Raw genomic sequence first — 14,605 nt, 5'->3', positions numbered from 1 at the left:
CTGCCGGTGGGCGGGGTCACCCGTCAGGGCCGGGAGACGGTTTCGTCGCGGTCGGCCTCGGCCGACCTGCGGCGTCGTAGGCGACGCCACGGCCAGTCCTCGAAGAACAACGCCGTCATCACCGCGACCATGATCACACCGGCGAGCAGGCCCTGCGCGAGCACCACACCGCTGGTGTTGGAACTGGTCGGCATCACCACGATGGCGATGATCGCGGTGACCGCGATGGTGGAGATGCGGAACCACGGGCGGGTGGCCCACGCGGCGAGCGGGATGACCGCCCACAGCAGATACCAGGCCTGGACGAAGGGGAAGAAGACCACCACCGTCGCCATCGACACGCCGAGCGCGCCGAGTGGGTGCAGGCGACCGGCCAACGCCGCGAGCATCCACCGGACCACGAAGATCGCGGCGATCAGTTCGCCGAGTGGCCGGACGACGTCGAGTAGGGCCTGGGTCTGGTCGCCGAGGCCGAGATACACGCCGAGCCGCCCCGTGGTCACCGACGCCAGTGTGGGCAGCGACATCCACGAGCGCACGATCGCACCGGTCGATGTGGTCGACAACCAGCCGAAGCCCAGGCCGGAGACCAGTGCGACGAGGAGCATCACCCCCACCAGCACCACGGCCATGAGCGCCGCCGAGGCGCCCAGGGTGCGCACCGTGGTCCGCGACCGCGACCACCACTGTCGGACAGGCGTGCCCCGTAGCGAGGGCAGCGTGGCTCCCCAGCGTCTTGCAAGAGCGATGCCGAGGAAGCCGAGCGCCAGGATCGAGGTGACCTTGACCAGCGCGCTGAGCGCGACGATGGCGGTTCCGGCGAGCAGGAGACAGCCCGCCCGCGACGGCAGGGGCCGACCCGCCAGGCGTAACGATTCGGTGCCATACACCGCCCGGAACGCCAGTTCCAGGCCGACGAGCATCATGCCGAGCATCAGCGACTCGTTGTGGATGCCACCGACGAGATGGAGGATGACCAGCGGGTTCATCGCGCCCAGCCACAGGGCGGCGACAGGTGAGACGCCGCAGCGCCGCGCCAGCCGGGGCAGCGCCCACACGATCAGCGCCAGACCGATCAGGGCGACCACACGGTGCAGGAAGATCGCGGCGGTGATGGTGTCGCCGGTGATCGCGGTGATGCCCTTGCCGATCCAGAGGAAGAACGGGCCGTAGGGGGCGGGGGTGTCCCGCCACAGATTCGGCACCGACCTGGTCAGGACGTTCTCCACGCCCAACCCTCGCAGCGGACTCACCGTGTAGGGGTCCATGCCGTGGTAGGCGATCGCACTCTGCGCGAGGTAGGAGTAGACGTCCTTGCTGAGCAGCGGCGGGGCGATGACGATGGGCGCGATCCACACCAGCAGCGTGCGGTCGGCCTGGGCGCGGGTCATCCGCCGTTCCGGGCTACGACCGTGTAGTACCTCGACGCTGAACCGGCCGACCGCGAACCGGCCGAGCAGCAGCCACGCGACCACCAGCATGATGGTGCCGCCGATGGACAGGGTGAGTGCGGTGCTCCACATCCGCGACGGCAGCGAGAGCACCCGCATCCCGGCGACCGGGTTCTGCAACACGGGGATCTGGCCGGTGGCCAGGGATCCGATGAGCAGCAGCACCGATCCGGTGGCACCGAACAGCTTGATCCGCAGCAGCCGGCGGTTCTCCACTGCGTTGAGCGGGCCGGCGTCGGGTTCCCGGTCGTGCAGCTTCGCGACGCTGACGCCGTAGTCGCCGCGTCGGTCGACGCCCGGGGCGTCGGATCCGGGCGGCTTCGTCAGTCCCACGTGGTCGAGCGCGCGCCGCAGCCTCGGGGCGCGACGCATCTCTGTGGTTTCTGGCACACGACGACTGTAGTGGGTGGCCCGGTGACGTGGATCGATGGTCGCTTCGACGCCGTGCGTGCCGGTCGTCGGGACCGATCCGGTGGGCGGCTAAGGGCACCCTTCCTGGAACCGGGGAATCAATTACGTCACACTTGCGTTGTGAAAACCATGCCGAGCGATGTCGAGCCCCCAGCCGACGCTGCCCATCATGGTGTGAACCACCCCGACGGGCAGACACGCGCCGCGGTCGTCGCCCTCCTCGTCGAGGACGGACCGCTGACCGCGGGCGAGATCGGCGAGCGCCTCGGGATCTCCGCCGCGGGCGTCCGTCGGCACCTCGATGCGCTGACCGCCGCCGGTGACGTACAGACCGCCCAGGGCAGTTTCGGCCAGCGAGGCGGACGCGGTCGTCCGGCCAAGTGGTTCCAGCTGACGCCGTCGGGCCGGGGCAAGCTGCGCCACGCCTACGACGACCTCGCCGGAGCGGCGATGCGTAAATTGCGTGATGTCGCCGGTTCGGATGCCGTCGAGTCGTTCGCCCGGGAACGGATCGAGGGGATCGTCGCCGAGGTCACGCCGGCGGGAACCCCCGACGACGTGCCGACCACGGTGCAGGGCATCGCCGACGCGCTCACCGGCGCCGGATACTCGGCCAATACGCGCATCGTCGGCTCGGGGATGCAGATCTGCCAGCATCACTGCCCGGTCGCCCACGTGGCCGCGGAGTTCCCGGAGCTCTGTGAGGCCGAGACGGCGGTGTTCACCGAGCTGCTCGGTACACACGTCCAGCGACTGGCGACCATCGCCAACGGCGACTGTGCGTGCACCACCCATGTACCCCTACCGCATCCGGTACCCCTGTCGGCGCCGGATCCACCGCCCGACGGTGCCGTGTCCACCACGAACACCCCCACCCCGAACATCCCGGAAGTGAACACCCCGGCAGAACCGAGCGATGCACAGCCCGCATCCGTCCGGACCGCCACGAGTCGAAAGGCCTCGCGATGACAGTCACCGATCCCACCGTGACACCCGGCAAGGCGGCACCGCTGTCGCAGGAGGAGGCCATCGCCTCCCTCGGTCACTACGGATACGGCTGGGCCGACTCCGACGCCGCGGGTGCCAGCGCACAGCGTGGCCTGTCGGAGGCCGTCGTCACCGACATCTCCGGCAAGAAGAACGAGCCCGAGTGGATGCTCGAGCAACGGCTCAAGGCCCTGAAGATCTTCGATCGCAAGCCGATGCCGCACTGGGGTGCCGAGCTCGACGGGATCGACTTCGACAACATCAAGTACTTCGTCCGGTCCACCGAGAAGCAGGCGACCTCCTGGGAGGAACTGCCCGAGGACATCAAGAACACCTACGACAAGCTGGGCATCCCGGAGGCGGAGAAGCAGCGTCTGGTCGCCGGTGTCGCCGCGCAGTACGAGTCCGAGGTGGTCTACCACCAGATCCGTGAGGATCTCGAGGCCAAGGGCGTGATCTTCCTCGACACCGACAGCGGTCTGCGTGAGCACCCGGAGCTGTTCCGCGAGTACTTCGGTTCGGTCATCCCGGCCGGCGACAACAAGTTCTCCGCGCTGAACACCGCGGTCTGGTCGGGTGGGTCGTTCATCTACGTCCCGCCGGGCGTGCAGGTCGACATCCCGCTGCAGGCCTACTTCCGGATCAACACCGAGAACATGGGTCAGTTCGAGCGCACCCTGATCATCGTCGACGAGGGTGCGTATGTGCACTACGTCGAGGGCTGTACCGCGCCGATCTACAAGACCGACTCGCTGCACTCCGCGGTCGTCGAGATCATCGTCAAGAAGGGTGGCCGCTGCCGGTACACCACCATCCAGAACTGGTCGAACAACGTCTACAACCTGGTCACCAAGCGCGCCAAGGCCGAGGCCGGCGCCACCATGGAGTGGATCGACGGAAACATCGGTTCCAAGGTCACCATGAAGTACCCGGCCGTCTGGCTGACCGGTGAGCACGCCAAGGGTGAGGTGCTGTCGGTGGCGTTCGCCGGTGAGGGGCAGCACCAGGACACGGGTTCCAAGATGGTGCACCTCGCGCCGAACACCTCGAGCAACATCGTCTCCAAGTCGGTGGCCCGTGGCGGTGGCCGCGCGTCCTACCGAGGTCTGATCAAGATCAACCACGGTGCCCACGGCAGCCGCTCGACGGTGAAGTGTGATGCGCTGCTGGTCGACACGATCTCGCGCAGCGACACCTATCCGTACGTCGACATCCGTGAGGACGACGTCACGATGGGCCATGAGGCGACCGTCTCGAAGGTCAGCGACGATCAGTTGTTCTACCTGATGAGCCGCGGCCTCACCGAGGACGAGGCGATGGCGATGGTCGTCCGCGGATTCGTGGAGCCGATCGCCAAGGAACTGCCGATGGAGTACGCCCTCGAGCTCAACCGGCTGATCGAACTGCAGATGGAAGGAGCGGTCGGCTGATGGCGGACCCCGTGAACACCCAGGCCGAGACCGTCACCGACAACGCCGCCGTCGCACTGAACAAGGGTGAGCTGTTCACCTCGTTCGATGTCGATGCCTTCGAGGTACCCAGCCCGCGTGAGGAGGCGTGGCGGTTCACCCCGTTCCGCCGGCTGCGTGGCCTGCACGACGGGACCGCCAGGCCGACGGCCCAGGCCGGTGTCACCGTCGAGGGGGTCTCCGACGGCGTGACCGTGGAGACCGTCGAGCGCACCGACGAACGTCTCGGCCAGGCCGGTGTCCCGTTCGACCGGGTCGCCGCACAGGCGTACTCGTCCTTCGACGACGCCACCATCGTGACCGTCGCCAAGGAGACCGAACTCACCGAACCGGTGACCGTCACCATCACCGGTGCCGGGGTCGACGAGGTGTCCTACGGACACCTCCAGATCCGTCTCGAGCCTTTCGCCCGTGCCGTGATGGTGATCGACCAGAAGGGCAGCGGCACCTATGCCGAGAACATCGAGTTCGTCGTCGGCGACCAGGCGGCGCTGACCGTGGTCAACGTGCACGACTGGGAAGACGATGCCGTGCACGTGGCCGCGCACCACGTGAAGGTCGGCCGTGACGCGGTGGTCCGCCACTTCGCGATCAGCCTCGGCGGCAACCTGGTCCGGCTGTCGCCGATCATCCACTACGACGCCCCCGGCGGGGACGTGGAGATGTGGGGCCTGTACTTCGCCGACGCCGGCCAGCACCTCGAGCAGCGTCTGCTGGTCGACCACAGCCAGCCGCACTGCCGCTCCAACGTGATCTACAAGGGGGCTCTGCAGGGCGACGGCACCGACCGGTCGCGTGAGGCCCACACCGTGTGGATCGGTGACGTGCTGATCCGGCCCGAGGCCGAGGGCACCGACACCTTCGAGCTCAACCGCAACCTGGTGCTCACCGACGGCGCCCGCGCCGACTCGGTGCCCAACCTGGAGATCGAGACCGGCGAGATCGTCGGCGCCGGACACGCCAGCGCCACCGGCCGGTTCGACGACGAGCAGTTGTTCTACCTGCAGGCGCGCGGTATCCCCGAGGAGCAGGCCCGTCGACTGGTGATCCGCGGCTTCTTCGGCGAGATCATCGCCAAGATCGCCGTGCCGGCCCTGCGTGAGCGCCTCGAGGCCGCCGTCGAGGCAGAGCTCGAGAACGCCGGCGCCTGACGCCACCCGACCACCACACACAGCCCAGAGATCAGCAAGGAAGCATCCGTGAGCACACTCGAGATCCGCGACCTCCACGTCAACGTCGCCCAGACCGACGCCGACGCCGAACCCATCAACATCCTCAAGGGTGTCGACCTGACCGTGAAGTCCGGTGAGACCCACGCGATCATGGGTCCCAACGGCTCCGGCAAGTCCACCCTCTCGTACGCGATCGCCGGGCACCCGAAGTACGAGGTCACCTCCGGATCGATCACCCTCGACGGGGAGAACGTGCTCGAGATGAGCGTCGACGAGCGGGCCCGCGCCGGCCTGTTCCTCGCGATGCAGTACCCGGTGGAGGTCCCCGGCGTCTCGATGTCGAACTTCCTGCGCACCGCTGCCACCGCCGTGCGTGGCGAGGCCCCCAAGCTGCGCCACTGGGTCAAGGAGACGAAGGAGGCGATGACCGCGCTGGAGATCGATCCGTCGTTCGCCGAGCGCAGCGTCAACGAGGGCTTCTCCGGTGGTGAGAAGAAGCGTCACGAGATCCTTCAGCTCGACCTGCTCAAGCCGAAGATCGCGATCCTCGACGAGACCGACTCCGGTCTCGACGTCGACGCACTGCGCGTGGTCAGCGAGGGCGTCAACCGGTACAAGGAGCGCGAGCACGGCGGCATCCTGCTGATCACGCACTACACCCGCATCCTGCGCTACATCGAGCCCGACTACGTGCACGTCTTCGTCAACGGCCGCATCGTGGAGTCTTCCGGACCGGAGCTGGCCGACGAGCTCGAGGAGAACGGCTACGTGCGGTTCACCTCGGCTGCCGCAGCCGGCTGACCGACCCCTCCACGTACACAGCCCACTCTCGAGCAGGAGGAACCGTGACCCTTTCGGCCGACACGGTCGGTACGCACCCGGCGACCACGTTCGACGTCGCCGCGGTGCGAGCGGATTTCCCGATCCTCGCGCGCACCGTCCGCGACGACAAACCGCTGGTGTACCTCGATTCGGGGGCCACCTCGCAGCGTCCGTTGCAGGTGCTCGACGCCGAGCGGGATTTCCTGGTGACCCGCAATGCCGCAGTGCACCGTGGTGCGCATCAGCTGGCCGAGGAGGCCACCGACGCCTATGAGGAGGCGCGCGAGAAGATCGCCCGCTTCGTCGGTGCCACCGCCGAACAGCTGGTGTTCACCAAGAACGCCACCGAGTCGCTGAACCTGGTCACCTACACCCTCGGGGACGACCGGTCGGGATCGGTGCTGGGCGGTACAGCGCTCGGTGCCGGCGACACGGTGGTCATCACCGAACTGGAACATCATGCGAATCTCGTTCCGTGGCAGGAACTCTGCCGTCGGACCGGTGCCACCCTGCGGTGGTACGGGGTCACCGACGACGGCCGGATCGATCTCGACTCGCTGGACCTCGACGACACCGTCAAGGTGGTCGCGTTCACCCACCAGTCCAATGTGACCGGCGCGGTCGCCGACGTCGCGGAGCTGGTCCGACGGGCACGCGCCGTCGGCGCGCTCGTGGTGCTCGACGCCTGCCAGTCGGTGCCTCACATGGCGGTCGACTTCACCGCACTCGATGTCGATTTCGCGGCGTTCTCCGGACACAAGATGTTCGGCCCGTCCGGTGTCGGCGTGCTGTACGGCAAGAGTGAGCTGCTCGAGGCGTTGCCGCCGTTCCTGACCGGTGGGTCGATGATCGAGACGGTCACGATGGAGGTCTCCACCTATGCGCCGCCGCCGCAGCGGTTCGAGGCGGGCGTACCGATGACCTCGCAGGTCGTCGGGCTCGGTGCCGCCGTCGACTACCTGTCGGTGCTCGGGATGAACGCCGTGGCCAACCACGAGCACTCCCTCGTCGCCCACGCGCTGGAGACCCTCGGCGCGATCGACGGTCTTCGGATCATCGGGCCGACGACCACCGAGCACCGCGGTGGCGCGGTGTCGTTCGTGGTGGACGGCATTCACGCCCACGATCTCGGTCAGATCCTCGACGACGAGGGCGTGGCCATCCGCGTCGGGCACCACTGCGCGTGGCCGTTGCATCGTCGGTTCGGTGTCGCCGCGACCGCGCGGGCGTCCTTCGCGGCGTACAACACCGTCGCCGAGGTGGACGCGCTGGCCGCCGCGATCGTGCGGGCCCAGGAGTTCTTCGGGGTGTCGCGCTGATGCGGATGGAGCAGATGTACCAGGATGTGATCCTGGATCACTACAAGCATCCGCACGGTCGTGGTCTGCGGGAGCCGTTCGGCGCCGAGGTCCACCACGTCAACCCGACGTGCGGTGACGAGGTCACCCTGCGCGTGGCGCTGTCCGACGACGGCCACACCGTCACCGACATCTCGTATGACGGACAGGGCTGCTCCATTTCACAGGCCTCCACCTCGGTGCTCTACGACCAGGTGGTCGGCGAGCCCCTCGAGACGGCCATGGCCACCCTCGACTCGTTCACCGCGATGATGACCTCGCGCGGCAAGGACGAGGGCGACGAGGAGATCATCGGTGACGGCATCGCCTTCTCCGGGGTCAGCAAGTATCCCGCACGGGTCAAGTGCGCGCTGCTGGGATGGATGGCGTTCAAGGACGCGTTGGCACAGACGGTCGATGAGGCCGGAGCGGAACGAGCGGAGACGGCATGAGCGAGAACATCACCACCTCGGAGACCCCGACCCCGGAAGCCGGGGTCACCACCGACACACCGCCCACCCCGGACGGTGTGCCCACCGCTGCCGGTACTTCGACCCCGGCGCCGGTGACCACCTCGTTGCCGCAGCTGGAGGACGTGGAGGAGGCGATGCGTGACGTCGTCGACCCCGAACTCGGTATCAACGTGGTGGACCTCGGTCTGGTGTACGGCATCGAGATCACCGACGACGCCGTCGCCAAGATCGACATGACGCTCACCTCGGCGGCGTGCCCGCTGACCGACGTGATCGAGGACCAGTCACGTGGCGCGCTGGTCGCCAGCGGACTGTGCACCGACATGGAGATCAACTGGGTGTGGCTGCCGCCGTGGGGTCCGGACAAGATCACCGACGACGGCCGCGAGCAATTGCGTGCCCTCGGCTTCACCGTCTGAGCCGCCGGTCGGCGAGTCCCGGGTCGAACGGATGATCCGCGAGGCCGCCGAACGCGGCGATTTCGACGACCTGCCGGGACTCGGGAAGCCGTTGAACCTGTCCGGTTTCGATGACCCGGACTGGTGGGCGAAGCAGAAGATCCGCGAGGAGAAACTCGACTCGTCGGCTCTGCTGCCGCCAACCCTGCAACTACGCAAGGAGCGCGACGCGTTTCCGGAGTCGTTGCGCCCCATCGCCGATGAACGTGCCGTGCGCACAATCCTCGAGGACTTCAACCGGCGGGTCCGTCAGGACCGGCTGCGCCCCACCATGGGACCACAGTCGCATGTCATCGCCCGGACGATCGACGTCGACGAGATGCTCGCCCGATGGCGCGATCTGCGCGGCTGACCGATCGCAGCACCGTTCGTCGTGCGCCGTTGTCGAGCCGGGCGAAGACCCGCGCCATCGTGGTGAGCGTGCCGGCCAGGTCGGCGCGGTCGCTGAGGTAGGCGCGCTGCGCGGTAGCCGGCAGCGACAGGAACGCGGCGAAGAAGTCGACGGTCTCGGCCGGATCGAGGTCGAGCAGAACCCCGAGCCCGGCGACCCGCAGCCGCCACACCGCTCGCGCCGGCGCCGGCCACATCGCCGACACCGCGTCGGAGCCGGCGACGATCGCGGACGCGACGTCGTCGGCGGCCATGAGCATGGCGGCCACCCCGTATCCCGTGGTCGGGTTCAGCAATCCACCGGCGGCACCGTGCCGCAGCGGACGGCACCGCCATGGCCGGAGCGTCGCCCCGAGCATCGGGAACGACACCCGTTCGGTGTGCTCCGCGTGCCGCACATCGATGCCGCTTCCGGACAGACGTCGCGAGAGCCGTTGGGACAGTTCGGTGATCGTCACTGCTGGATCGCCGACCAGGCAGGTCTCCTCGAGCAGCATCCGATCGCGGGCCACCGGGACCGCGTAGAGGAACGAAGGAGTGGGTCCATCCGAACGCCAAGGGTCGCCTGACTCCGGTGCGCGCCAATCCATCAGCACTGCCGCCGCGTCTCCGATCACCGCTCTCGCCGCGTCGGTCGGCACCACCACGCCGAACGCGGTCTGGCGTGGCCGGGGGCGGCCGGTCGGTCCGCGGCAGTCGATCACGTGCGTGGCGACCAGAACACGTCCGTCGTCGAGGGCGACATGGTGCGCGGTCACCTCGTGCGCCCTGGCGCTGATCACCCTCGCGTCGTCGACGGTGAGGGACCGCTGCAGGCCTTGGGTGTGGAACACGCTGTAGGAGCGGTCGATTCGGATCGGCCCCGGCGCGTGGGCGGTGACCGACGCGGTGGTGGCGGCGATCGCCGCCGGTGGCACCCAGCCGGGCAGTTCGTCGGTCCATGCGGCGTAGGTCGGTGTCCACGAGCGCGTGGGGTGCGGATCGACCAGAGTGGTCGCGATGCCGTGGTGGGTCAGCCGGTGGGTCAGGCTGCGACCGGCGGGTCCGGCACCCACCACGACGGCCGTCGGACCGTCTGGGGCTCGCGGGACGTCGGGCACCGTCAGAGGCCGCCGGTGGCGAGCAGGCCGCCGTCGACGCGCAGGGTCTCCCCGGTGATCCACGACGCCTGTTCGCTGACGAGAAAGGCTGCGGCACCGGCGATGTCCTCGGGGACACCGAGCCGGCCGAGTGGATAGCGGGCGATGGCCTCGGACTCCTTGTCGCCGCTGATCAGCACGTCGGCGAACTTCGTGCGAACGACGGCGGGCGCGATTGCGTTGACCCGGATGCCTCGTGGGCCGAGCTCCCAGGCGAGCTCCTCGGTGAGGCGGATCAAGGCCGCCTTGGAGGCGCCGTAGGCGGCGATCGAACCGGTCGAGCGCAACCCGGCCACCGACGCCACGTTCACGACCGCACCACCGGTCTCGCCCATGCCGGCCCGGTAGGCCTCTTGGACATATCCGAGCGCGGCGACGACATTGGTGTCGAAGGTCTTACGGACCGCACCGAGGTCGGCGTCGACCAGGGGGCCGGCGGTCGGGGCGATCCCGGTGTTGTTGACCAGGATGTCGATGCCGCCCTGGGACACGGCTGCGGCCACCGCTTCGGCGCGGTGTTCCTCGGCGCCGGTGTTGCCTGCGACGGCTGTCGCGCGGGCGCCGGCGACGGCGTCGCGGATCGCCTGTGCAGCGGTCTCGAGCGGTTCGGGTTTGCGGCCGGTGATCACCACGGCGGCGCCGCGGCGGGCGAGTTCGATGGCGATGGCCAGTCCGATGCCCCGGCTGGCACCGGTCACGACTGCCGATCGGCCGGTCAGGTCTGGGGTCGGGAACGCGGTGGTGTCGGTCACGTCGTCACCCTATCCGGCAACCGGTGGGGTGGGTCGCGGAACCGGGAGCAGTACCTACGAATATACTTAGGCTAACCTTATGGCCAATACGTGGTCGGGGTGTAGGTGGTAGTGGATTCGCGGTGGCGGAACCGGGGAGGAGTGGCCGAGTGCGGCCGACGGTGGGGGTGGTGATCCCGGTGTACCGCAGCGCTCCGTACATTCGGGGATCGGTGGAATCCGTTTTGGCGCAGACATATCCGGTCGATCAGATCGTGCTCGTCGACGATCGTGGCGACGACGACTCGATCGGGATCGCGACGCGGGTGCTGGCCGACCACGCGCGCGAGTACACGGTGATCACCCAGCCGCGCAACGGGGGACTCGGACGAGCACGGAACACCGGACTCGCGGCGCTGACCACGGATCTGGTGTGGTTCCTCGACAGCGACGACGAGGCCGAGCCCGACTTCGTCGACCGGCTGGTGTCGGTGCTCGTCGCCGCTGACGCCCAGATCGCGGTGGCGCGCACCCGGCGGGTCGGCATCGGCGGGCACACCCTGGGTATCGACGAGGCCGAGCCGCGCCACGCCATGCTGAGCGGGGAGCGGTACGCCCGCGAGATCCTCTGTGGCCGCGCCAAGGCGTATGCCTGCACCAAACTCTTCCGCCGCGAGATCCTCGGTGAGCGTCCGTGGGCGCAGGACCAGGCCTATGAGGACTTCGCGAGCACCTTGGCCCTGGCGCTGGCCGTCCCCCGGGTGGCCATGGTTCCCGACCCGCTCTACCGGTATCTGTACCGTGAGGGGTCGTTGTCGACGGCGCTGAGCGAGTCCACCTTCGACCTGTTCACCGTCGAGGACCAGGTCCACGATCTCCTCCGGTCGCGGCTGGGGGACCGTCGGTGGTACCGAGAGTACGTCGGCTTCCGTTACCGGGAGGTGCTCACCTCGGTGGCCCATGTGGCCATGCGGGCCTCGCATGCGGCCGGGTCGACGCCGTTGTCGCGACGCGCTGTCGCCCGCGTACGCGGTGGCATCGCACTGCGTGATCTGACCGCTCTGTGTGCGGGCCGCCGCTACCGGCAGATGGTGTTCGCGGTGATGGTGAAGTTCACCCCGGGACTGTATTCGATGGTGTTGCGATGGCGTTGACCGACTCACCGATGCTGACCGTGCTGATCCCGGTCTACAACGCGGCTCCTCACATCGTGCGGGCGGTGCGCTCGGTTCTGTCGCAGGGCGTCGACGATCTCGAGGTCATCGTCGTCGACGACGGCTCCACCGACGGGTCCGCGAACGCCCTCGCCGAGATCGACGATCCGCGGGTACGCGTGGTGTCTCAGCCCAACGGGGGACTGGTGTCGGCACTCAACCGGGGTCTCGACGAGGTCCGCGGGGTGTTCCTGGCCCGGATGGACGCCGACGATCTGTGCGCCCCTGGTCGGCTGCAGGCCCAGTTGCGCTGGTTCACAACACATCCCGACGCCGTGGTGTGCGGTACCGACTACGAGCTGTTCGGCGCGATGACCGGTCGCGTCCGGATGCCGCGGTCCGACCGGGCCTGCCGGCAGCGGCTGCTGCTCGCGGGTTGTCTCTGTGGGGCGTCGGCCATGATGCGCTCGGAAGTTCTGCGGCGCAGCGGAATCCGGTTCGACCCTGCGTTCGCCCACGCCGAGGACTACGAGTTCTATGCCCGGCTCTCGGAGTACGGGGAGATCGGCAATATCCCGATGGTGGGGTATCTCTACCGGATTCACCCCGGTCAGGTCAGTGACCGTCACGCCGGCGCCCAGCGCGCCGCGCATCTGCGGATCGCCGCCGCACATGCGGCCCGGGTGGGGGTGCGCCCGTTGCCCGACGAGGTGCTGTCGGATCTGTTGTGGCCCGATCGGGGCGGCGTACTCGCCACCGCCGGCGTCTCGGCGGTCGCAGCGGTCCGGGCCATGCTCCGTGACCCGGGCACCGAGACCGCGCGGTTCGGTGCCCGCCGAGTGCTCGAGGCGACGCTCGCCGCACGGCGCTGACCCGGCCGACCGCGAGCCGCACCGTGATTCGGCCCGCGTGTGGTCGTCGGCAGGTAATGTCCCAGAGCAACTGCCGGATGGCCCCAGACGTCATCCCGAGGTCGTGATGGCGGGATCCGGCAGTTCGCCAGCACTCGAACGGTGGGCCCGGGATGACCGAAGACACGACCGGCGACGGCCAGGTTGGAGGCGGTTCCCGGCATCCGCAGACCCTGGCGATTCTACTGGCCATGGCGATGTTCGTGCTGGTGGTCGACACGTCACTGATGAACGTGTCGATATCGGCGGTGGTGCGAGATCTCCACACGACCGCCAGTGGCGTCCAAACCGCGATCGCCCTCGAGGCGTTGGTGTCGGCGGCATTCATCCTGATCGGCGGCAAGGTCGGAGACCTCATCGGACGTAAGCGTGCCTACATACTGGGCCTGCTCGGCTACGCGACCGGCGCAACCGCGATGGCCTTTGCGCAGAGCCTCACCACCGTGATCATCTTCTGGGCCGTCGTCGGTGGTATCGGGGCCTCGCTGCTGCTGCCGGCGATGCAATCGCTGGTCCACGGCAACTTCGAGGGCGACGCGCAGTCCAGGGTGTACGCATTGGTCGGGGCCGCAGCGGCGATCGCAGCCGCCGTCGGGCCGCTTCTCGGTGGGTTCATCACCACGTATCTGTCGTGGCGAATCGCATTCCTGTTCGAGGTGGCGATCATCGTGGTGGTGCTGTCGGGCATCCACCTGGTGCGCGATGTGCCCTACACAGGCAATCGCGGCGTCGACCCGGTGGGAGCGCTGCTGTCGGTGATCGGAATGGGTGGTGTCGTTCTCGGCATCCTGGTGTGGCAGGAAGGCGGCGAGGCGGTCGGCGGTCTGCTGGTGGCCGGCTGTGCGTCCCTGGGAGGTCTGGCGTGGTGGCTGGTCCGGGGCAAACGTCTCGGGCGGCCGACGCTCCTCGATCCGGACCTCTTCCGGTCGAAGGTCTTCCGGTTGGGCGTCACGCAGCAGATGCTTCAGCAGATCGCGCTGGGCGGGATCATGATCGTGCTACCGATCTACCTCCAGATGGTGCTGCAGTACAACGCGATGCAGGCCGGCCTGTCTCTTGCTCCGCTGTCACTGAGTATGTTCGTGGTCGCTCTCCTCATGGGGCAGAGGACGAGCGGCCACGACCCGGGTGTCATCGTCCGGTGGGGCTTCGCACTCGCGACGCTCGGAGTGGCCGTGCTGATCCCACTCGTTCCGCGGGCCGATTTCGGGTGGGAACTGCTGATTCCGTTGGCCGTCGCCGGCGCGGGTCTCGGTCTGCTGGTGTCCCAGCTGAACAACTACACGCTCGCGCCGATCTCCGAGGAGCGCGTGAGCGAGGCGGCCGGGACCAACTCGGCCGCGGGGTCCTTCGGCCTGTCCTTCGGACTCGCCTTCGCCGGTGCGGTTCTGCTGGCCACCCTGTCGTTCACGTTCACGACCATGGCGCAGTCGAGTTCGGTGCTGTCGGCGGACGAGCAAGACCGGGTCGCCCAGGTACTTCAGGAAGACGCCGAGGTGATGGACAACGGTCAACTCGGCGAACTGCTGGCCGGGCAGCCGCCGGATGTGCAGACAGAGATCATCCGGATCAACACCCAGGCACGGCCGATCGCCCTCCAGGTGGCCTTGCTGGTGCCGCTCGGAGCCGCGTTGCTGGGAGCCGTGAACGCCTTCAGGATGGGTGCCCGCCGGCGCGATTCCTCGCCCTCGGGATGACCG

At 68.3% G+C, this 14,605-nt stretch carries 14 protein-coding genes; 11 read left to right on the top strand and 3 right to left on the bottom strand.

What is annotated here, in order from left to right:
• Nucleotides 1–23 precede the first annotated feature (23 nt).
• Entirely contained in the window at nt 24–1,823 is a 1,800-nt protein-coding gene (gene mptB, locus ACWDUA_RS02550; RefSeq protein ID WP_449749696.1) for a polyprenol phosphomannose-dependent alpha 1,6 mannosyltransferase MptB, read from the bottom strand.
• A 168-nt stretch (nt 1,824–1,991) separates the two neighbouring features.
• On the opposite strand from mptB, the gene ACWDUA_RS02545 reads away from it, so the two are divergent.
• From ACWDUA_RS02545 to ACWDUA_RS02510, 8 genes are read left to right on the top strand one after another with little or no spacing between them, the layout of a single operon-like run.
• On the top strand, nt 1,992–2,831 hold the full coding sequence (locus ACWDUA_RS02545; RefSeq protein WP_449749442.1) for a helix-turn-helix transcriptional regulator: 840 nt from the start codon (nt 1,992–1,994) through the stop codon (nt 2,829–2,831).
• Nucleotides 2,828–4,279 carry a Fe-S cluster assembly protein SufB gene (gene sufB / locus ACWDUA_RS02540; RefSeq protein WP_449749441.1) on the top strand — a complete coding sequence of 484 codons (1,452 nt, stop codon included), beginning with the start codon at nt 2,828–2,830 and terminating at the stop codon, nt 4,277–4,279. Before ACWDUA_RS02545 ends, sufB begins: the two co-directional genes overlap by 4 nt.
• Nucleotides 4,279–5,469 carry a Fe-S cluster assembly protein SufD gene (sufD, locus tag ACWDUA_RS02535; RefSeq protein ID WP_449749440.1) on the top strand — a complete coding sequence of 397 codons (1,191 nt, stop codon included), beginning with the start codon at nt 4,279–4,281 and terminating at the stop codon, nt 5,467–5,469. Before sufB ends, sufD begins: the two co-directional genes overlap by 1 nt.
• 48 nt (nt 5,470–5,517) lie before the next feature.
• Nucleotides 5,518–6,291, top strand: a complete 774-nt coding sequence (sufC, locus tag ACWDUA_RS02530; RefSeq protein WP_449749439.1) for a Fe-S cluster assembly ATPase SufC — start codon at nt 5,518–5,520, stop codon at nt 6,289–6,291.
• A 44-nt stretch (nt 6,292–6,335) separates the two neighbouring features.
• Entirely contained in the window at nt 6,336–7,631 is a 1,296-nt protein-coding gene (locus tag ACWDUA_RS02525; RefSeq protein WP_449749438.1) for a SufS family cysteine desulfurase, read from the top strand.
• Nucleotides 7,631–8,101: a Fe-S cluster assembly sulfur transfer protein SufU gene (gene sufU / locus ACWDUA_RS02520; protein WP_449749437.1), complete on the top strand. Its 471-nt coding sequence runs from the start codon at nt 7,631–7,633 to the stop codon at nt 8,099–8,101. Before ACWDUA_RS02525 ends, sufU begins: the two co-directional genes overlap by 1 nt.
• A complete protein-coding gene (locus tag ACWDUA_RS02515) occupies nt 8,098–8,541 on the top strand; it encodes a metal-sulfur cluster assembly factor (RefSeq protein WP_449749436.1) in 444 nt (147 codons plus the stop codon). Before sufU ends, ACWDUA_RS02515 begins: the two co-directional genes overlap by 4 nt.
• Before the next feature lie 31 nt (nt 8,542–8,572).
• Nucleotides 8,573–8,932, top strand: coding sequence for a DnaJ family domain-containing protein (locus ACWDUA_RS02510; RefSeq protein ID WP_449749435.1), 360 nt, complete (start codon nt 8,573–8,575; stop codon nt 8,930–8,932).
• Here ACWDUA_RS02510 and ACWDUA_RS02505 read toward each other — a convergent pair.
• Nucleotides 8,871–10,025, bottom strand: coding sequence for a lycopene cyclase family protein (locus tag ACWDUA_RS02505; protein WP_449749434.1), 1,155 nt, complete (start codon nt 10,023–10,025; stop codon nt 8,871–8,873). The two genes, ACWDUA_RS02510 and ACWDUA_RS02505, sit on opposite strands and share 62 nt — an antisense overlap.
• A gap of 47 nt (nt 10,026–10,072) precedes the next feature.
• The gene (locus ACWDUA_RS02500; protein ID WP_449749433.1) at nt 10,073–10,861 is read right to left on the bottom strand and encodes an SDR family oxidoreductase; all 789 of its coding nucleotides are present in this window, start codon (nt 10,859–10,861) and stop codon (nt 10,073–10,075) included.
• Nucleotides 10,862–11,010: 149 nt separating this feature from the next.
• Between ACWDUA_RS02500 and ACWDUA_RS02495 the strand changes: the two genes are divergently transcribed.
• The 3 genes from ACWDUA_RS02495 to ACWDUA_RS02485 all read left to right on the top strand — a co-directional run bounded on the left by ACWDUA_RS02495 (nt 11,011) and on the right by ACWDUA_RS02485 (nt 14,602).
• Entirely contained in the window at nt 11,011–11,994 is a 984-nt protein-coding gene (locus ACWDUA_RS02495; protein ID WP_449749432.1) for a glycosyltransferase family 2 protein, read from the top strand.
• Entirely contained in the window at nt 11,985–12,866 is an 882-nt protein-coding gene (locus ACWDUA_RS02490) for a glycosyltransferase family 2 protein (RefSeq protein ID WP_449749431.1), read from the top strand. The genes ACWDUA_RS02495 and ACWDUA_RS02490 overlap by 10 nt, the downstream gene beginning before the upstream one ends.
• Before the next feature lie 152 nt (nt 12,867–13,018).
• Nucleotides 13,019–14,602 carry an MFS transporter gene (locus ACWDUA_RS02485; RefSeq protein WP_449749430.1) on the top strand — a complete coding sequence of 528 codons (1,584 nt, stop codon included), beginning with the start codon at nt 13,019–13,021 and terminating at the stop codon, nt 14,600–14,602.
• The last annotated feature ends 3 nt before the right edge of the window (nt 14,603–14,605 follow it).

Source organism: Gordonia sp. NPDC003376 (assembly GCF_053589235.1).
This window is presented reverse-complemented; position numbering and strand designations above follow the sequence as displayed.

Excerpts from the sequence above, each read along its gene's own strand:
- mptB (WP_449749696.1), bottom strand. The coding sequence starts at position 1,823 with ATGCGTCGCGCCCCGAGGCTGCGGCGCGCGCTCGACCACGTGGGACTG.
- ACWDUA_RS02545 (WP_449749442.1), top strand. The coding sequence starts at position 1,992 with ATGCCGAGCGATGTCGAGCCCCCAGCCGACGCTGCCCATCATGGTGTG.
- sufB (WP_449749441.1), top strand. The coding sequence starts at position 2,828 with ATGACAGTCACCGATCCCACCGTGACACCCGGCAAGGCGGCACCGCTG.
- sufD (WP_449749440.1), top strand. The coding sequence starts at position 4,279 with ATGGCGGACCCCGTGAACACCCAGGCCGAGACCGTCACCGACAACGCC.
- sufU (WP_449749437.1), top strand. The coding sequence starts at position 7,631 with ATGCGGATGGAGCAGATGTACCAGGATGTGATCCTGGATCACTACAAG.
- ACWDUA_RS02515 (WP_449749436.1), top strand. The coding sequence starts at position 8,098 with ATGAGCGAGAACATCACCACCTCGGAGACCCCGACCCCGGAAGCCGGG.
- ACWDUA_RS02510 (WP_449749435.1), top strand. The coding sequence starts at position 8,573 with ATGATCCGCGAGGCCGCCGAACGCGGCGATTTCGACGACCTGCCGGGA.
- ACWDUA_RS02490 (WP_449749431.1), top strand. The coding sequence starts at position 11,985 with ATGGCGTTGACCGACTCACCGATGCTGACCGTGCTGATCCCGGTCTAC.
- ACWDUA_RS02485 (WP_449749430.1), top strand. The coding sequence starts at position 13,019 with ATGACCGAAGACACGACCGGCGACGGCCAGGTTGGAGGCGGTTCCCGG.